We start from the raw sequence: 16,933 nt of genomic DNA, 5'->3' as shown, positions 1-16,933 counted from the left end.
TTCAGCCGCCGGCGCCGGTCAGCGCGGCACGCCCTCAGATCCTCCGCTCCGGTTCAGGCGTGCCGGCCCAACGGTTACGCGGGCCAGCCGCGGAACGAGTCGCGACAGCGAGGGCGGCCGTCGACCCGCGCGCCGCGTTCATGGCGCAGCAGCGACAGGACGCCTTTGCGCGGCGTGCTGCCGCTCAGGCCATGGCGGCGCAGCGTCAGCAGCAATCGCAGGCCGCTCGCCAGCAGCAGGTACAACAGGCCTTCCTACGTCATCAGGCCATGCAGGCGCAGTTCGCACAACAGGCAACCCAACGGCAGCAACAAGCCGCCGTGCGCCAGCAACAGGCCGCTCAGCGACAGCAGATGATGGCGCGTCCGCAGCCGGCTCCTCCTCCGGTCGCACGGCCAGGGCCGCCGTCACACGGCAACCCGCATCCGCCATGTCCCCCCGGTCGGCCCTGTCGATAGAGCGCATGGCGCCGCCCGCGGTCGGAGGATTCATGGGTTAATCAGATCAAGCCCGACGCAGGCGGCGGTGGCCTGCATGCGAGTCGCCACCTGCAGCTTGCGCCTCACCGAAAGGAGCTCCAAGGTCCTGCCAGATCTGGTCGCTGTGCCGGTAATCAAGAAGCCCCACAAGGCCGAAATCTTGCGGCGCGCGTTCGCTGCGACTGCACCTGTGTCATCTCATGCCGGTCTGGTGCGGCAGTATGAGCAGATACTTCGCTGTGCAACGTCGAGCCTTCAGAAGCGGCAGGGTGGACAGTAAGAGCACTATTTTGATGTCCGCTTGGAGGAGGGCCCATGTTGGCTGAATGGCCGAAATGGGCGCAGAGCTGACGGTCCCCTTCCTGGCTAGGAGCCAAGCTCCGGTTGTGGCGCTGCCATGGAGAACCTGTTCCTGAGCCGCGTTCCTCCATGCTGCATCATTCGTACCACCGCACGGCGAGACCAAACATCTAGGGTTGGCTCGGAAGGCTGAGCGGAAAGCTCAACTCCGTCGTGCCGTTCGCCATCAGCATCTGGGCTGGAGGAGCCGCAAACGGGCCGGCCGCTTTGACAGCAGCGACCGCGCGCTCATCGAGGCTGCGCGATCCAGAACTCCTCTCGACCTCCACCAGCAGCACGGAGCCGTCCTCGGCGATGCGAACCCGGACCTCGACCGTCATCGAGCGGCTCATCTGTCGCCGCGGGGTGCGGGAACGGTCGGCCGCGTCGATCTTCGCGAGCACGGACGAGAGCCAGCGCTGGACCCCGAGCGGCGCTCCGGCCTCGCTTGGAGCGACTGAGCCGAGGAGGCTGAGGCAGAGCGAACCGGTAAGGAGTAGCAAGCGGAGGGTCATGGTGGTCACATTCAGAGAAGGCCGAACGGCCGCGTATCTGCCCTGAGAAGCGAGCAGCGGCAGGGCCGGGTGATGACCATTTCCTGGCACCCATTATTTCTGCTCCAAGCCGAGGCGGCACTTGAACGATTGCGGCGAAGACAAGTTCAGCCGAGCGATGGGTCGAGGTCGAATATATTCCTCACCGATGTAGCAGCGTCGCGCACCAGATCTGTGGCTGTGTCATGGCATTCCTGCCATATTGCGATGCACCATACTGTCGTCACATTCCGTGTCATTTTGCCGGCCCGTCAAATAACAACGGGAATGCAGTAATGTTGTCTTGTCCTCGCCTTGCCCTCTTGGCTCTCGCCGCGACTGGCTGTGTCGTGGCCTCAGGTGCCGAAGCGGGTACTGCGATGCGGACGCAGGCGGGTGTTGCCTCGTGGTATGGCCCGGGTTTCAACGGCCGTACGACGGCCAACGGCGAGCGCTTCAACACGCACGCGCTCACAGCCGCTCACCGCACGCTGCCCTTCGGCACGAAGGTCCGGGTGACCAACAAGAGCAACGGCCGCTCCGTGGTGGTGCGCATCAACGATCGCGGCCCCTATGTCGGCGGCCGCGTGATCGATCTCTCCAACGCTTCGGCCCGTGCCCTCGGCATGTCCGGCCTCGCCAAGGTCAGCCTCGCACGCGTGTAACCCGTGCGCGTTCTCACCGGCGGCAGCGCGTTCCAGCGCCGCGGCATCCAACTCGAACCAGCGGCTCTGTGGCCCGCCAGCGTCGCATCAGCTCCTGATCAGAGCGGCGCCTCCTCCTCTCAGGTGCACGTGTGCTTACCCTCCATGGGGACATGGGGAACACCTCGGCCGTTTGGGAGGGGCGAGAAAGCGCGGCAGATTCAGAGAGTTAGTTGGAGCGGGCGATCGGGATCGAACCGACGACATTCAGCTTGGGAAGCTGAGGTAGAGCGTTGAACCTATTGAGACATGTTCCCCGTGTGCCTTTCCCGGCTCCCTGTCCACTTGGCCGCTGACAGCCGTTTTTCCCCGCTGGCGATCGTCATCATTCGGGGCGAGCAGAGGGGCGCGGTTGCCGTACTTCGTGTGGTGCAGCCCTGATCACAGTGATCGCCATTCTCCAGCTCGGCGCGTTCAGCCGCAGGGCTGTCAGAAGCCATCGAAGCTTCGATAGGGGAGGGCGCCTGATCGGGGAACTAGGCACTCTGAGCTTGGCCTTTGCCGCGGCATAAGAGCGGTGAGGTAGGTGCCCGTCACTACGGTGAGGAGCCAAATTCCGAAAAGCAGACGCGCCGTTTTGTGCCCAACCCGGCCATTCAGCCGGCGGCGGCGATATCCCGGAAGCAGACGCTGCTGGCTGCGATCGGCCATTCGCACAAAGACGGCTCATGGAGCCTGCCGGGGCGGCTTGACGAGCTTGGTCAGTTTGCGCACCAGCTCCGCTTCCGTGAACGGCTTCTCCAACCGGGGCTGGTGACGGTAGACAGAGGCATCCGCCAGCTTCACATCACCTGTGGCGAGGAGCACCTGGGCCAGTCAGCAGGTCGTGAACGTCCTGGCGCGTTCTCCGGCTCCCGCGGTCGGTCTGGACGACCGGAAGCTCATGCATCGCGTTATACTCTGATTGACGACGCACTGCTTGAGCTTTCCGGAGGGGACCAGTGATGACCACCCTAGTGCCCACTGATCTCGAACTGGCGATCCGGCACGTCACCGAGGGAACGGAGCGCGTCATCAATCAGGCCCGTCTCGTCGCGAGGCTGAAGGCCGAAGGGCACGACACCGCCGAGGCCGAGGGGCTGCTCGCGGAGTTCCGGCACGCTCTCGCGCTCATGGAGGACCGCCGGCAGCGCCTCCAGGCTGAGCACGAGGCTGATGAATAGACGGCGGAGGAGGCGCCGACACGGCGAACGCTGGGGTCTGAACTCAATCAGCTTAGCCGCGGTGACGCCCGAGAAGGGTGGGGAACCGTCATCGTGCCGCCACCTGAAAGCCGACATTCAGCTTGGCGCCCTTCTCGGTCGTTCGACGGCCTTCATCGCCATCTCTGAAGCCGACATTGCCTCAGGTGGGACCTCTGGTGCTTGCAGACCCTTGGCAGGAGGCAGGTCAAGCGCGAGGCCACCCAAGCGCTTGCCCGCGAGTGATAGGCCGCCGCGGCCCTGGCAGCCAACGAAGGGCATGACCGCAAGAACATGCTCGGCATGTTCAAGATGCCTCAGGCCGCGAACGCCGCCCTCGCCACGCAGCATCAAGACCGCCGAGAAAGGCTGTCTACGTCTAGGCCCGTCCCGCCAAGGTCGAGAACCAACTTGATCGCTTCCGCGAAGGAGTTCTGGGAACGCGTCATGCGCGAGATCGCCAAAATCCTGGCCGAGAGCGAAGCCGCTCGCCGCCGTCGTCAAACTGACCGACGAGGATGCCGTACGGTACGCTATCGAGAAAGGCATCCGGTTCGTTCACGGCTGTCGTCCAGGGCCGTCAGCGTGTCTCAACGCACATTTTAGATCGTAAGCTAACGAATTATCTGGTTTGCTACGCCGTTTGGTGTTAGTTGGAGCGACAGGTCATCGACGCGCGGGAGAGAGCCGGCTTGAGCCGGCCGCCGAAGGAGCAACCGCCCCGGAAACTCTCAGGCACCCAGACCGCTCGTCGTTCAACACTCTGGAAAGCGGAGCGGCAGCTCCCGCCGATGGTGTAAGGCGCAACCTCTCCCGAGGTTGGGCCGATACTCTCAGGCCGATGACAGAGGGGGCTCGCAGGCATGGCGCCTGCGGAGCAACCTCGGAGGTCTGCGCGATGACATCCCCATAGCCTGACCTGCCGGAAGCCAACGGGCTCACCGCAAATTCCTTCTTCGCGACCGACCGGCTCATCCCATGGGCCGCAACGACGACGCACGCGCGGCATCGACCGCGCGGCGCTCTCGGTCCTGCGCGGGCCAGGACGTCCGCCCGATCCTCTAAGCTGGAAGTCATCCGATGTTGGCCACACGCCGAAGCCTCCTGCTGGCGGCCGCCGTCCTCGCGCCGGGCCGCGCACAGGCCTTCTTCTGGGACAGCGAGCCCGAGCCGCCAAAAGCCCCCGCACCCGTCGATCCTACGTCGAACCGCGATGCCTGGTTCATCGGCGAGATCCCGGACAACCCCTTCAACGTCCTCAAGGTCGACCTCGCGCTCGTCCCGCCGGAGTTCCGGAAGCAACTGGTGGACTACGATGGCCCGGAGCGCGCAGGTACACTCGTCATCGATACGCATGAGCGTTTCCTCTACCTTGTGCGCGAGGTCCGGACGGCGATCCGTTACGGCATCGGGGTGGGCAGAGCCGGGTTCACCTGGTCGGGCACCGCCGTGGTCAAGCGCAAGGCGAAGTGGCCGGGCTGGCGCCCGACGGAAGCCATGCTGAAGCGCCGGCCCAACATCCCGCGCTACGTCGAGCCAGGCGTTGAGAACCCCCTCGGGTGCCGCGCACTGTACCTTTATCAGGGCGACAAGGACACGCTCTACCGCATCCACGGCACCAACGAGCCCTGGACAGTGGGGGGAACGGATTCCTCCGGCTGCATCCGTCTTCTGAACGAGGACATCTACGACCTCTACGGACGGGTCCCGCTCGGAACGACCGTCGTCGTGAAATCCTCGATGCCGGAGGTGATGGTGCAGCAGGAATGGGACGACCAACCCCGATCCGATAACCAGGTCCTTCTTTTCAAATGACCGCCGTACGTGGCCGGGACGAAGGCTGATGTTCGAGACTGCGACCGCGACCCTGGACTGGCTCGGCGTGACCGTATTCGCGGTCGCCGGCGCCCTCGTGGCCGCCCGCAAGGAGATGGATTTCGTGGGGTTCGCCGTCCTCGGCACCGTGACGGGCGTCGGGGGTGGGACGCTCCGGGACCTCCTTCTCGGCCTGCCGGTCTTCTGGACACAAACGCCGGCGTACCTGCTCGCCTGCGTGCTCGTTTCGTGCGCCGTGTTCTTCGTCGCGCACATCCCGCAATCCCGGTACCGGCACCTGGTGCGGCTCGACGCACTGGGACTGGCGCTGTTCGCGGTGGCTGGGGCGGAGAAGGCCCTGCACGCCGGGGCGAGCTCCTCCGTGGCCATCGCCATGGGGGTGGTCACGGCCACCTTCGGGGGACTGCTCCGGGACCTCCTCGGCGGTGACCCCCCGGTCATCCTCGGTCGCGAGATCTACGCCTCGGCCGCGGGGGCCGGCGCAGCGGCCTTCGTGACCCTGAACGTCCTCGGCGCTCCACGCGAGCTCGCAACAGGCATCGGCTTCGCCGTCGCCCTGCTCGCGCGAGCCGCATCGCTCCACTTCGGCTGGACGCTTCCGCAATATCGCCGCCGCACCGGCATCTCCTATCATTGATGACGGTAGATCCACCGCGGCTAACCGACTTCGAAGCGCCCCATAACAACCGACTTCAACGAAGGACTGCTCTCGCGGTCCGATCCGAAGGGAATGCCAAGATGATAATCGGCAAACGTCGCACTTGGCTCGCGCTGGTGGCCTTCGTCTCTCTTTCAGCCTTCTCAGCCCCCGCTTTCGCGCAAGCCGACGCGAAGGGATTGCCCGGCCCGACCGAGGAGCAGCTCGCGAAGCTGAAGGACGTCTACGAGGACTTGCACGCCAACCCCGAGCTCTCGATGCAGGAGAAGCGCACGGCTGGCATCGCCGCGAAGTGGCTAAAGGAGCAGGGCTTCGAGGTGACCGAGGGCGTGGGTGGCACGGGCGTGGTCGGCATCTTGCGCAATGGCGACGGCCCGACCGTGCTCCTACGCGCTGACATGGACGCGCTGCCGATGAAGGAGAACACCGGTCTCCCTTACGCCAGCACGAAGAAGGGGATCGATCCCGCATCCGGCCGGGAAACGGCCATCGCGCATTCCTGCGGACACGACCTGCACGTGACCTGGCTGATGGGCGCGACCCAAATTCTGGCCGCCAACCGGGATAGGTGGCACGGGACCGTATTGGCCGTGTTCCAGCCGGGCGAGGAGATCGGCGAAGGTGCCAAAGCCATGGTCGACGACGACATGGTGAAGCGCTTCCCGAAGCCGGTCGTCACGCTGGGCCAGCATGTGCTGCCGTTCCCGGCCGGGCAGGTACGCCTCGCCAGCGGCCCCGTGCTCTCCCGGAGCGACAGCCTCAAGGTGACGTTGTACGGGCGGGGCGGGCACGGCTCCGCACCGGAATCCACTATCGATCCGGTGGTGATGGCCGCCGCCACGGTGATGCGGCTCCAGACCATCGTCTCGCGCGAGGTCTCCATGACCGACAGCGCCGTGGTCACAGTGGGATCGATGCAGGCCGGGTCCAGCGCCAACATCATCCCGGATGAGGCTCAGCTTCAGCTCAACGTCCGGACCTATGACGAAGCGGTGCGGGACAAAGTGCTCTCGTCGATCAAGCGGATCGTCGACGGGGAAGCGTCCATCTCCCGCGCTCCGAAGCCACCCCTCCTCACGATGCTGGGGCAATTTCCCCTGACGGTGAACGACGCGGCCGCGACAGCCAAGGTGACCGAAGCGTTGAAGCAGCGTCTGGGGGCGGACCGGGTGCAGCCTGCCAGTAACGTGGCCGCCAGCGAGGACTTCACAGTCTTCGCACGTGCCTGGGACGTGCCCTCGGTGTTCTGGTTCGTCGGTGGGACCGACCCGCAGCGCTACGCCGAGGCGGAGAAGGCCGGGGCCCTGGACGCGCTTCCCTCGAACCACTCGCCGGAGTTTGCCCCGGTCCTGACACCGACCCTTCGAACCGGGGTGGAGACCATGCTTGCGGCCGCCGGTCGTTGGTTGGCTCCCGAAGTTTCGGATACGAAGACACGCTGACAAGACCGGCACCGGGTTCTGCGCCGGCGCCGTCCCGGACCATCAGCGCACCGGCTTTGGCGTGAGACGAAGGTGCGTTCCCCATGGGTCGGATACGATGAGCGTGTCCCCCTCCTCGACAAGGGGCACGCCTGCCTCCCTGCATCGAACCCGCGCCGATGCGAGCGTCTCCCCGTCGGCGAGCACCACGACCTCCGCGAGGCCCGTCGTCCCATCTGTGCGCACCGCGCTGCCACGGCTGTTCCAGATGTTGCCGGCAAGCTGATGGTGGTAGCCGCCCGATCCCAGGAACAGGGCGCCGGGATAGCGGCACATAATATCGAAGCCGAGCAGACCCGCGTAGAAGCGCTCCGTTACATCCAGATCGCCCACCTGCAGGTGGACGTGCCCGACGCAGGCGCCGGCCGGCATGCCCGACCAGGGTCGGTCGGCGGCACGGATGAGCCCGGCATGGTCGAGCCGTTCGTTGCGCATCTCGACCGAGCCGTCCGAGGCCCGCTGCCATGCGGATGCGGGGCGGTCGACGTACATCTCGATGCCGTTGCCTTCCGGATCGTCGAGGTAGACCGCCTCGCTCACGAGGTGGTCGGCGGCGCCCGTGAGCGTGATGCCGTGCTTCTCCGCGTGCGGGAGCCAAGCGCCGAGGTCACCCCGGCCCGGTAGCAGGAACGCCGTGTGGAACAGGCCGGCCTCCCGCGGCTTCCGTGGCCGCGCATTCGGGTCATATCGAAGGACGAGAAGCGTCGCGTCGCCCGTCCCGAACCGCACGGCGTCGCCGGCTGCCGAGACGACGCCGAGCCCGATGACGTCCCGGTAGAAGCGCGTGAGCGCATCGAGGTCGCGCACCACAAGGGTTACCGCACCGACTCGGTATGGCGCCTCGGCCAGGACGGCGCTCGGTTCGGCCCGGGGCTCGCCTGATGCTGGTGCGGTCATGGTCTGCCTCTAGGTCTTTCCAGCGCGTCTGAAAGGTAGAGTCGGCTGCGGGGCCTCAACGGGCGGTCGCGTCCCGGGCAGCAGGTTCCGGCGCCCCGCGCCAGGACCCGAACAAGCTGAAGTGCGGGGTCTCGCCCTCGGGTTCGACCGCGACCGTGGCCGTGCGACCCGAGACAAGACGGGTCTCGTCGGGAACGCCGTCCAGCTTGATCCGCACCGGGATGCGCTGGGCGAGCCGGACCCACGCGAAGGTCGGGTTGACGCTGGCGAGAAGGTTCGAGCCTGCCGTGCGCTCGCGGTCCTCGATGCCGCCCGCGAAACTCTCCACGTGACCGGTGAGCGTAGACTTCTCGCCCATCAGGCGGATGCTGGCCTTATCGCCCACGTGGATGCGCGGCAGCTTGGTCTCCTCGAAGTACCCCTCGACGCGCAGCGTGTCGCTGTCGATGAGCGCCATTACCCCGCGCCCGGTGGTGACGTAGGTGCCGGGTCGCAACTCCATGTTGGTGATGCGCCCGTTGACCGAGGCCCTCACGGCGGAGCGGTCGAGGTTCAGCTTGGCGAGGTCGCGGTCGGCCATCGCCTGACTATAGGCAGCTTTGGCCTCCAGGTCGGCCGCCTGCGCAGCCTCGACCCTTTGCTGGGACGCGGCGGCGTCGCTCAGCTTCAGGTAGCGGTCGTAATCCGCCGCTGCCTGCACGGCAGTCGCCTTCTTGCCCTCTACCACCGCCTCGGCCTGGCGCAGGGCTAAGGCGAAGCGGTCGGGATCGATCCGGAAGAGAACGTCGCCCCGCTTCACCACTTGGTTGTCCGCGATGAGCACCTCGGTGACGAGGCCGGAGACGTCGGGGGCCACCTGCACCACGTCGGCTCGCACCCGCCCGTCCCGGGTCCAGGGAGCCTCCATGTAGTAATCCCATAGGGCCAGACCGACGACGATTGCGACGGCGGCCATCCCAAGGGTGACGAGGAGCTGGAACGAGAGGGCGAGCAACCGAGGCATGGGGTGTATCCGGAGGATCTGTGCTGGGGCGTAGCAGGGCGGCCGGACGAGCCCGCCGATCAGGATGCGAGAGGCACCGCGATCGAGACGACGACGCCGAGGAGCACGACGTAGAGGGCGAGATCGAACAGGGGCCGGTGCCAGACCATGCGGTGGAACCCGGCCCAGGCCAGCAAGCGCCGCAGGGGCAGGTTGAGGAAGAAGGCGAGCAGCATCCAGGCCGCCAGGCTCGGCACGAAGACGCCGTAGAGGTCGAGTTCACCCGTCATGCCGCGAACTCCGGATGCGTGGTCGAAGGCACGGTCGGACGGTAGGGTGGCGCGTCCGGGAACAGGCCGCGCCGTATGCCGACGAGGCCCATCAGCGCGGCCTGCCCAGGCACCTGTCGCGCTTCGGCCGAGACAGCGTCGAGCGCCTCATCGACAGTGTCGAGCAGGTCGGAAGTGGGCTTCTCCGACTTGGCCTCGAAGTGCCGCGACAACGCGGCGAGAAGCGTCTCGACGGCGCCGCGAGCAGGCTTCGATAGCTGCCGACGGTCGCGCCGCAGCTCCACGACGTTGATGCCGACGCGGACCTCGGCGAGAAGGTCGGCAGTCCACTCCGCGTCATCGGACGGCAAGGCGGCCAGCCGCGGCGCGATCAGGCCGACCCGGTCGAGCATCAGGGCCGCGAGTTCGAGGCCGTTCTGCGCGCCCTGGCGCTCGGCGGCGCGGGCGAGGCTGCGGCGGTTGACAGCCCGCAGGCGCCGCGCCGACCAGCCGGCGCCGACCGAGCGGACGAGGCGCGTGACGATGGCGGCCACCCACATCCCGACGATGACCGCGACGGAGGAGTTGGCAAAGGCCGCGAAATCGCCCGTGTAGCTGCCCTGGAGGGCGATCATGGCCGAGCCGTTGACCGCCGCGCCCATCGCCAGGGGCGCGGTCCTGGGCTGGGCCATGAAGACCCCGCAGATCAGGAGGGCCGGGGCCAACGCCAGGACTAGCATCTCGAACGTGGTCGCCAGCGGCAGGATCGCGAACAGGTAGGCGCCCGCCCCGAGGGCGCCGACGATGGCCGAGTTGGCGAAGCTGACGATGAACGGCGCGGGGTCGTCCTGGGCGGCGAAGAAGCTGCAGCCGACTGCTGCCATCATCGGGGCGGCCGAGCCATGCGGCCATCCGGTCGCGATCCAGATCGCGCAGGTGACCAGGATGGTGAGGAACACGCCTACCGCCGACAGCAGCGCCATGCCATGGTCGCGGTGGCGGATCGCGCGCGCCGCGGCGGTGTACCGAAAGGTCAGGTCCTCGGTGACCGGGGTGCCGTCTGCTATGTGCCGCTGCAGAATTCGGGCATCCTGGCGCAGGTCGATGAAGTCGCGCAGGCGCGCCAGAAGGCTCGCCAGCACCAGGGCGTCCCATGACGGCCGCTTATCGAGCCCGGGTTCGAGGGCGTCCGCGGCGGCCTTGAGGCGGTCGGCCTCGGCCCGCTCGGTGGTTCCCGAGGCAAGCCAGGCGGCCATGTCGTCGAGGAGGGCGCGCAGGCGCTGCGGCAATGCGTGCGCTCGTTCCAGCGTCTCGATGCGGTCCGAGATGGCGGAGGCGATGGGCAGGAACATCAGCATGTGCTGGCGTAGCGTCGCCATCGCCTCCGCCGAGCGCTCCGCGCCCGTCATGTCGTAGCGCAGCGGCGTCGCCAGCGCGTCGAAGGCGACGGCGTCCGAGGCCAGCTTCAACCGCGTCGCCTGCGTGTCTTTCGCCGTGCGGGCGCGTCCGAGGACGTCGATGACCCAGGCCCGGGCGTCGCGCAGCCAGAGTTCGAGCCGGCCGGTGATCACGGGTGCCACGGATTGCGGCAGCACGACCGTGTTCACGAGGCTGGCGCAGAGGATGCCGAGGGTGATCTCCTCGGCTCGAGCCACCGCGGTGTCGAACATCGTTCCGGGGTCACCGACGGATGGGAAGCCGATCAGCGCCGCCGTGTAACCGCCGAGCATCATCAGGTAGCTGCGCGGGGTGCGGTCGAGCAGGGAGAAGTACAGGCACGTCGCCACCCAGAGCGCGATAGCCAGCGTGAGGAGTTCCGGGGCGTTCACGAGGTTCGGCACGAGGGCGACTGTCACCACGGCCCCAAGCAGGGTGCCGAGCACCCGATAGAGCGCCTTGGAGCGGGTGGCGCCGGCGAGCACTTGGCTGGTGATGTAGACGGTGCCGAGCGCCCAGTAGGGGTTCGGGAGGTCGATCCAGAACGCCAGGAACAAGGCTAGCATGGCGGCGCCAAAGGTCTTGAGCGAGAAGGCCCAGTCGCGCCAGCCCGGCAGGGTCATTCCGCGGCCTCGCCGTGCGCGACCTTCCCCGGAGATGCAGCGGGCTCGGACCGGCCACGCACATGGTCCTGCATGGCCTCGAACACCCGCAGGCTCGCCTCAAGGTCGGCTTCGCTCACCTTCGAGAACACCGCCTTCCGTAATTGGTCGAGGTCGGCCTCGATCTTCGCGACCACCGAACGTCCGGTGGAGGTGAGGCTCAGGACTTTGGCGCGACGGTCGGTCGGGTCTTCCTTGCGCAGGACGAGGCCGGCCGTCTCAAGTTGATCGAGGAGGCGCACCAACGACGGGCCCTCAATGCCGAGGGCTTCGGCGAGGGTGTTCTGGCGCGGTTCGCCGCCCAGGCGCCCGATCAGCACCAGCGGCAGCGCCTTTGCCTCTGAGACTCCGTGCGCCTCCGTCGTGGAATTAGCGAGGCGCCGCCACTGACGCCCCGAGAGCAGAAGCGTGTGGGTGTAGGTCAGCCAAAGCTGGCTCAGGTTCTCGGGTGCCATCAGACCTCCTCTGTGCCGACCAGGATGGCGCACGTCCCCGAGCGGTGCCTCGATACAGGTAGCAAACTATCAATTAGTCAGCAATCTTTCAAGAGCGAACTTCGGCCCTTGCACGGCCGGATACCAATTGTACCACGCGGCCGGACTATATTGGCCGATGAGTTCCGGCTTCGCGTCGAGGTGTAGGCTTTGAGCAAGCCTGCTTCGTCTGTTCGCAATCAGCGCTCTGGAGGATGTCTGCCCGCGAGAGAGTGAGGCTCCACGGCCGCAGCCAAGACGATAGGCATCTGTCCGCTTTTCCGGCGGACCTTCTCCGAAGCGGAACGGCGGCTTTCGGCCAGACTACGTCATGCCAGATCGCCGAATCGCGCAGGACCGGACGTTCGGCTTTGCCCCCATTTCGGTCATTCAACGAGGCACGAACGCTCCTCCATAACGGACGTTCGGCATCAAGACCGTGATGCTGGGCTATTCGCGAGAGGAGAGTCAAAGCACCTGCGACAGGAACCGGCGCGTGCGCTCGTCCTGGGCGGAGGCGAAGAACGTCGCGGGCGGCCCGTGCTCGACGATCACGCCGCGGTCGGTGAAGTAGATGTGGTCGGCGACGTCGCGGGCGAAGTTCATCTCGTGCGTGACGAGCATGCAGGTCATGCCCTCCTCGGCGAGTTCCCGGATCGTCACCAGCACCTCCTTGACCGTCTCCGGATCGAGCGCGGCGGTGACCTCGTCGAACAGCATCACGTCCGGCCGCATCGCCAGCGAGCGGGCGATCGCCACGCGCTGCTGCTGGCCGCCTGACAACTCGCCGGGATAGGCGTTCTCCTTGCCGGCCAGCCGGACCTTGGCGAGCAGCGCCCGCGCCCGGGCCTCGACCTCGCGCCGGTCCTGCCCGAGGACGTGGATGGGGGCCATCATCACGTTCTGGAGCGCGGTCTTGTGCGGGAACAGGTTGTACTGCTGGAACACCATGCCGACCTTGCGGCGCAGCGCCAGCTTGTCGAGCCGGGGATCGGTCACCTCGATCCCCTCGACCTGGATCGAGCCCGCGCTCACCGGCACCAGGGCGTTGACGCAGCGGATCAGCGTCGACTTGCCCGAGCCCGAGGGGCCGATGATGCAGACGACCTCGCCCTTGCGGACGTCGAAGCTGATCCCCTTCAGCACCTCGAATGTCCCGAAGGACTTGTGCACGTCGACGACCCGGACGATCGGCTGATCGGGGGTCCAGCTCGGGGACGGGGTGGCGGCCAGGGTCGCGCGCGTCATGGTCTCAGCGGGTCTCGAAGCGGCGTTCCAGGGCGGCGGTGAACCGGTCGATCGGGTAGCAGTAGAGGAAGAAGCACAGCAGCGCGAAGCCGTAGAGCGGCGCGAACAGCTCGGGGCGGCCGCCCTCGGCGGCGTGCACCTGCGCGGTCAGCGTCAGCATCTCGGTGACGCCGACGATGGAGGCCTGCACGGTCGCCATCGCGATGAGCGAGTAGACGTTCATCCAGGGCGGCAGCATGCGCTTCGCGCACTGGGGCAGGACGATCCGCCACATCGTCTGCCGCCGGGTGAAGGCCAGCGACTCGGCGGCCTCCCACTGGGTGTTCGGCACCGAGCGCACCGCGCCGCGGACGATCTCGGCGACGTTGGCCATGACCGGCAGGCTGAAGCCGAAGGTCGCCTTCACCCAGTCGGGCAGCGGCACGCGGACGCCGAACACCGTGACCTGGAACGGCACGAGGAACATCACGAAGAACAGCAGCACCAGCCAGGGCACGTTGCGGAAGACCTGCGTGGCGCACCACGCGAGGCGGGGCAGGATCCGCCCCTCGGCCAGCATGGCCAGCCCGAGCCCGATGCCCGCCACCGTGCCGATCGCCATCGCCATCAGCGAGATCGCGACGTTGAAGGCGAAGCCCGTGAGCAGGAGGGGCGCCCACTTGATCACGACCTCCAGCGGCGACAGCGCGGCGGCCCCGCCCTGCGCCCAGGCCGGCAGGGCGACGAGGGCGAGCCCGGTGAGCAGCCAGAGATGGGCCGGGCGCAGGCGCGCCGCCGCGCCGTCCTTCGGGAGCGCGAAGGGCAGGAGGACCGGCAGGTTCCTCGGACGCCCGCCCCGCGGATCGTCGGCGCTCATCGGCCGTATCCCGGGATGCGCAGGGCGCGTTCCCAGCGGTGCATGATCCAGACGAGCACGCCGACGAGGACCGCGTAGGTCGCGAGCAGTACCAGCATCATCTCCAGCACGTTCTGCGACTCGGACCAGATCTGCTTGACCGCGTACAGCGTCTCCGGGACCGCGATGGCGTAGGCGAGCGTGGTGGTCTTGAGGAGGTTGATCAGGTTGTTGTTGAGCGCCGGCAGGCAGACGCGCAGGGCCAGCGGCAGGACGACGTACCGGTAGGCCTTGAAGCGGGTGTAGCCCAGGGCCTCGGCGGCCTCGACCGTGGTCCGCGGCACCGCCTCGATGCCGGAGCGGAAGATCTCGACGTTGAACGCGCCCGCGAACAGCGACAGCGAGATGATCGCCCACTGGACATTGTTGAGGATCGGCGCGCGCAGGCCGTCGGCCGAGCGGATGTCCGGGAGCAGCGTCCCGAGGCCGAAGTAGAAGAAGAAGATCTGCACGAGCGGCGGCGTGTTCCGGAAGACCACCACGAAGCCGTTGACCAGCGCGCGGAGGAGGCGCGACGGCCCGCTCTGCAGGAGCGCGCCGACGGCGCCGATGACGAGGCTCGCCAGGATCGTGCTGATCCCGAGGAGCAGCGTCATCCGCAGGCCGGCCACGTAGCGGTCCCAGTCGTAGGGATCGTAGAAGACCGTGAAGTTGAAGCCCGTGCTCTCGTAGAGCTGCTGGAACCACGCCTGGATCGTTGCGATCATCGCGGGCGAACGCTCGGAGCCGTCGTGCAGGACCGCATCAGTTGGTCGCGTTCTTGTACTTCTCGTGCATCGCCTTCGAGTAAGCGGTCGGCTCGATGCCCCACTTCTTCTCCTCGTTGACGATGAAGCCGGTCTTCATCCAGTCCTTGGTGGCGTCCTCGACAGCGGCCTGGAGCGTGGCGTTGCCCTGCGCCACCGCCATCATCCACGGGGCGTCGAGGATGCCCTTGAGCGGCAGCGCGTAGTTGGCCTTCCAGTCGTCGTCGAGAAGCTTACCCTGCAGCATGCTCTGGTCGTATACGTAGCCGATGCAGTTGCCCTGCTTGAGCGCGAAGAGCGGCTTCTCGGATCCGTCGAAGGCGACGATCTCTGCCCCGTAGGTTCGCGCGACGTCCTTGTTGTACCAGGCCCCCGAGGTGGCGCAGAGCGGCTTGCCCTTGAGCTGCGCCCAGTCGGTGATCCCGGAAGACTTGGGCAGCAGGACGTTCACGAAGTCGGAATAGTAGTTCGGGTCGATCGCCTGGACGACGCGGCGGCGCTCCGGCTTGTCCGAGAGAGTGGCGATCAGCAGATCGACCTTCCCCTGCTGCAGGAACTCGATCCGGTTGGCCGAGACGACCGGCACGAGCTCGAGCTTCACGCCCAGCCGCTTGGCGATGTCGGCGGCGAGGTCGGGCTCCAGGCCGATGATCGTCCCGCTCGGGTCGCGGAAGCCGAACGGCTTGTAATCCGCCTTCACGCCGACGATCAGCGTCCCGCGCTTCTTGATCGCGTCGACGCCGTCGGCGGCCGTGGCCCGGCCGGGCAGCGCGACGGCCGAGAACGCCGCGAGGGCGGCCAGCGCACCAGTGGTCAGAAGGGTGCGGATCGTGAGGCGCATCGGATCTTTCCTGCTCGGGCCGGCTGATCTTGGCACGGTTTCAAGCAATCCACGAGCCATTGGCCGGCGTATCAACTGAAACGTGCCAGAGCGAAGGGCCTGAGATCGACCGTGCCGCCGGTCCCGGCCAGTTCCGCCGCGACGGCCTCGCCGATGCCGGCCGAGTGCTTGAAGCCGTGCCCCGAACAGGCGGAGACGACTAGGACCCGCTCCATCGCGGGATGCCGGTCGATGATGAAGCCGCGGTCCGGGGTCACCGTGTAGACGCAGGCCGCGGCCTGGACGACCTTCGGAGTCACGCCGGCCAGCCGGTTCGCGACGCGCAGCCGGTACATCTCGTCGGATTCGGACGGATCGACACGACGCTCCACCCCGTCGGCAGTGGTGGTGGTGCTGTACTGCTCCGTCGCGACCTTGATGGAACCGTCGAGCGGCGGGAAGCCGTAAAGGTATTCCGTGTCGCTAATCCCATACATCCAGATGAAGACTGGCGAATGCGGCCCGTAGGCGGTCTCATCCGCCAGCGCGTACCAGTGCAGGAGCTGACGGCGGACGGTCAGCAGCCGGTCGAACGGGCTCCCGAGCAGCGGGGCCGTCCAGGCGCCAGCGGCCACCACGGCGCGGTCGGCCAGGATGGTCCCCTCCGTCGTCTTGATGCCGAGGCCGCTTCGGTCCTGCTGAAGCCCGACTATCTCGCAGTTCGTGCGGATCTCGGCACCCGCGGCGCCCGCGCGGCCGAGCTGCGCCGCGAGACAGCGCTCCGGAAGCACGTAGCCGCCGCCCGGCTCGTAATAGGCCTTCTCGTCGCCCTCGAGGTTCAGGAATTGCGGGAACCGGCGGGCGACCTCCGCACCGTTGAGCACCTCGTGGACGATGCCGGCGCCTTCCGCGGCGCTGATGGAGCGTCCGACGAAGTCCGGCTTGCCGTGATGCGAGGAGACGCCGTGGCCCGGCGCCATGACGAGGGCCCCGCAGGCGTTCAGCAGAGTCTCGCCCGTCTCGGCTTCCAGCTCGCGCCAGATGCGATGCGAGGCGGTGACGAAGGGGACGTAGTCGGCGCCCTCACCAACCGCCTGACGGGTGATCCGCGTCTCGCCATGGCTGGACCCGAGCGCGTGGGGCGGCGCGAAGCGATCGAGCCCGATCACCGCGGCGCCTCGCTTCGCCAGTTGGTAGAGAGCGGCGCTGCCCATCGCGCCGAGTCCCAGGACGGCGACATCGAACTGGCGGCTCATCGCCGACGCTCCGGCACGGCGCCGGGGTGCGGAGCTG

18 protein-coding genes and 1 riboswitch are annotated in these 16,933 nt (G+C 67.2%); of the genes, 6 read left to right on the top strand and 12 right to left on the bottom strand.

What is annotated here, in order from left to right; genetic code table 11:
* Positions 1-74 precede the first annotated feature (74 nt).
* Both ACYCO6_RS25405 and ACYCO6_RS25400 read right to left on the bottom strand, forming a co-directional pair.
* Complete coding sequence (locus tag ACYCO6_RS25405; protein ID WP_459764481.1) at positions 75-245, bottom strand: hypothetical protein; 171 nt, start codon at positions 243-245, stop codon at positions 75-77.
* Positions 246-949: 704 nt separating this feature from the next.
* Positions 950-1,333 carry a TonB family protein gene (locus tag ACYCO6_RS25400; protein WP_459764479.1) on the bottom strand — a complete coding sequence of 128 codons (384 nt, stop codon included), beginning with the start codon at positions 1,331-1,333 and terminating at the stop codon, positions 950-952.
* Between the two features lie 314 nt (positions 1,334-1,647).
* Between ACYCO6_RS25400 and ACYCO6_RS25395 the strand changes: the two genes are divergently transcribed.
* From ACYCO6_RS25395 to ACYCO6_RS25370, 6 genes are all read left to right on the top strand, one after another.
* Entirely contained in the window at positions 1,648-2,016 is a 369-nt protein-coding gene (locus ACYCO6_RS25395) for a septal ring lytic transglycosylase RlpA family protein (protein WP_459764477.1), read from the top strand.
* Between the two features lie 537 nt (positions 2,017-2,553).
* On the top strand, positions 2,554-3,000 hold the full coding sequence (locus ACYCO6_RS25390) for a hypothetical protein (protein WP_459764475.1): 447 nt from the start codon (positions 2,554-2,556) through the stop codon (positions 2,998-3,000).
* Positions 3,000-3,218: a hypothetical protein gene (locus ACYCO6_RS25385; protein ID WP_459764473.1), complete on the top strand. Its 219-nt coding sequence runs from the start codon at positions 3,000-3,002 to the stop codon at positions 3,216-3,218. The genes ACYCO6_RS25390 and ACYCO6_RS25385 overlap by 1 nt, the downstream gene beginning before the upstream one ends.
* A gap of 685 nt (positions 3,219-3,903) precedes the next feature.
* A riboswitch (glycine riboswitch) is annotated at positions 3,904-3,993 on the top strand.
* Positions 3,994-4,316: 323 nt separating this feature from the next.
* Entirely contained in the window at positions 4,317-5,051 is a 735-nt protein-coding gene (locus ACYCO6_RS25380; protein WP_459764471.1) for a L,D-transpeptidase, read from the top strand.
* A gap of 28 nt (positions 5,052-5,079) precedes the next feature.
* Positions 5,080-5,709 carry a trimeric intracellular cation channel family protein gene (locus tag ACYCO6_RS25375; RefSeq protein ID WP_459764469.1) on the top strand — a complete coding sequence of 210 codons (630 nt, stop codon included), beginning with the start codon at positions 5,080-5,082 and terminating at the stop codon, positions 5,707-5,709.
* Between the two features lie 101 nt (positions 5,710-5,810).
* Positions 5,811-7,172, top strand: coding sequence for an amidohydrolase (locus ACYCO6_RS25370; protein ID WP_459773721.1), 1,362 nt, complete (start codon positions 5,811-5,813; stop codon positions 7,170-7,172).
* 42 nt (positions 7,173-7,214) lie between these two features.
* On the opposite strand, the gene ACYCO6_RS25365 is transcribed toward ACYCO6_RS25370, so the two are convergent.
* From ACYCO6_RS25365 to solA, 10 genes are all read right to left on the bottom strand, one after another.
* Positions 7,215-8,108 carry a VOC family protein gene (locus tag ACYCO6_RS25365; protein ID WP_459764467.1) on the bottom strand — a complete coding sequence of 298 codons (894 nt, stop codon included), beginning with the start codon at positions 8,106-8,108 and terminating at the stop codon, positions 7,215-7,217.
* 55 nt (positions 8,109-8,163) lie between these two features.
* A complete protein-coding gene (locus ACYCO6_RS25360; protein WP_459764465.1) occupies positions 8,164-9,111 on the bottom strand; it encodes an efflux RND transporter periplasmic adaptor subunit in 948 nt (315 codons plus the stop codon).
* 59 nt (positions 9,112-9,170) lie between these two features.
* Positions 9,171-9,380 (bottom strand): DUF1656 domain-containing protein, encoded by a 210-nt coding sequence (locus ACYCO6_RS25355; RefSeq protein ID WP_459764463.1) that lies wholly within the window; start codon positions 9,378-9,380, stop codon positions 9,171-9,173.
* The gene (locus tag ACYCO6_RS25350; protein ID WP_459764461.1) at positions 9,377-11,419 is read right to left on the bottom strand and encodes an FUSC family protein; all 2,043 of its coding nucleotides are present in this window, start codon (positions 11,417-11,419) and stop codon (positions 9,377-9,379) included. The genes ACYCO6_RS25355 and ACYCO6_RS25350 overlap by 4 nt, the downstream gene beginning before the upstream one ends.
* On the bottom strand, positions 11,416-11,913 hold the full coding sequence (locus ACYCO6_RS25345; RefSeq protein ID WP_459764459.1) for a MarR family winged helix-turn-helix transcriptional regulator: 498 nt from the start codon (positions 11,911-11,913) through the stop codon (positions 11,416-11,418). Before ACYCO6_RS25345 ends, ACYCO6_RS25350 begins: the two co-directional genes overlap by 4 nt.
* A 486-nt stretch (positions 11,914-12,399) precedes the next feature.
* Entirely contained in the window at positions 12,400-13,179 is a 780-nt protein-coding gene (locus ACYCO6_RS25340) for an amino acid ABC transporter ATP-binding protein (RefSeq protein ID WP_459764457.1), read from the bottom strand.
* A gap of 4 nt (positions 13,180-13,183) precedes the next feature.
* Positions 13,184-14,035 (bottom strand): amino acid ABC transporter permease, encoded by an 852-nt coding sequence (locus ACYCO6_RS25335; RefSeq protein ID WP_459764455.1) that lies wholly within the window; start codon positions 14,033-14,035, stop codon positions 13,184-13,186.
* A complete protein-coding gene (locus ACYCO6_RS25330) occupies positions 14,032-14,781 on the bottom strand; it encodes an amino acid ABC transporter permease (RefSeq protein ID WP_459764453.1) in 750 nt (249 codons plus the stop codon). Before ACYCO6_RS25330 ends, ACYCO6_RS25335 begins: the two co-directional genes overlap by 4 nt.
* Positions 14,782-14,818: 37 nt before the next feature.
* Positions 14,819-15,661: a transporter substrate-binding domain-containing protein gene (locus ACYCO6_RS25325; protein ID WP_459764451.1), complete on the bottom strand. Its 843-nt coding sequence runs from the start codon at positions 15,659-15,661 to the stop codon at positions 14,819-14,821.
* A gap of 71 nt (positions 15,662-15,732) precedes the next feature.
* Positions 15,733-16,896: an N-methyl-L-tryptophan oxidase gene (solA, locus tag ACYCO6_RS25320; protein WP_459764449.1), complete on the bottom strand. Its 1,164-nt coding sequence runs from the start codon at positions 16,894-16,896 to the stop codon at positions 15,733-15,735.
* Between the last annotated feature and the right edge of the window lie 37 nt (positions 16,897-16,933).

It is taken from the genome of Methylobacterium sp. CM6257, assembly GCF_054611515.1.
This window is presented reverse-complemented; position numbering and strand designations above follow the sequence as displayed.

Excerpts from the sequence above, each read along its gene's own strand:
- ACYCO6_RS25400 (WP_459764479.1), bottom strand. The coding sequence starts at position 1,333 with ATGACCCTCCGCTTGCTACTCCTTACCGGTTCGCTCTGCCTCAGCCTC.
- ACYCO6_RS25395 (WP_459764477.1), top strand. The coding sequence starts at position 1,648 with ATGTTGTCTTGTCCTCGCCTTGCCCTCTTGGCTCTCGCCGCGACTGGC.
- ACYCO6_RS25385 (WP_459764473.1), top strand. The coding sequence starts at position 3,000 with ATGACCACCCTAGTGCCCACTGATCTCGAACTGGCGATCCGGCACGTC.
- ACYCO6_RS25380 (WP_459764471.1), top strand. The coding sequence starts at position 4,317 with ATGTTGGCCACACGCCGAAGCCTCCTGCTGGCGGCCGCCGTCCTCGCG.
- ACYCO6_RS25375 (WP_459764469.1), top strand. The coding sequence starts at position 5,080 with ATGTTCGAGACTGCGACCGCGACCCTGGACTGGCTCGGCGTGACCGTA.
- ACYCO6_RS25370 (WP_459773721.1), top strand. The coding sequence starts at position 5,811 with ATGATAATCGGCAAACGTCGCACTTGGCTCGCGCTGGTGGCCTTCGTC.
- ACYCO6_RS25365 (WP_459764467.1), bottom strand. The coding sequence starts at position 8,108 with ATGACCGCACCAGCATCAGGCGAGCCCCGGGCCGAACCGAGCGCCGTC.
- ACYCO6_RS25360 (WP_459764465.1), bottom strand. The coding sequence starts at position 9,111 with ATGCCTCGGTTGCTCGCCCTCTCGTTCCAGCTCCTCGTCACCCTTGGG.
- ACYCO6_RS25355 (WP_459764463.1), bottom strand. The coding sequence starts at position 9,380 with ATGACGGGTGAACTCGACCTCTACGGCGTCTTCGTGCCGAGCCTGGCG.
- ACYCO6_RS25350 (WP_459764461.1), bottom strand. The coding sequence starts at position 11,419 with ATGACCCTGCCGGGCTGGCGCGACTGGGCCTTCTCGCTCAAGACCTTT.
- ACYCO6_RS25345 (WP_459764459.1), bottom strand. The coding sequence starts at position 11,913 with ATGGCACCCGAGAACCTGAGCCAGCTTTGGCTGACCTACACCCACACG.
- ACYCO6_RS25340 (WP_459764457.1), bottom strand. The coding sequence starts at position 13,179 with ATGACGCGCGCGACCCTGGCCGCCACCCCGTCCCCGAGCTGGACCCCC.
- ACYCO6_RS25335 (WP_459764455.1), bottom strand. The coding sequence starts at position 14,035 with ATGAGCGCCGACGATCCGCGGGGCGGGCGTCCGAGGAACCTGCCGGTC.
- ACYCO6_RS25330 (WP_459764453.1), bottom strand. The coding sequence starts at position 14,781 with ATGATCGCAACGATCCAGGCGTGGTTCCAGCAGCTCTACGAGAGCACG.
- ACYCO6_RS25325 (WP_459764451.1), bottom strand. The coding sequence starts at position 15,661 with ATGCGCCTCACGATCCGCACCCTTCTGACCACTGGTGCGCTGGCCGCC.
- solA (WP_459764449.1), bottom strand. The coding sequence starts at position 16,896 with ATGAGCCGCCAGTTCGATGTCGCCGTCCTGGGACTCGGCGCGATGGGC.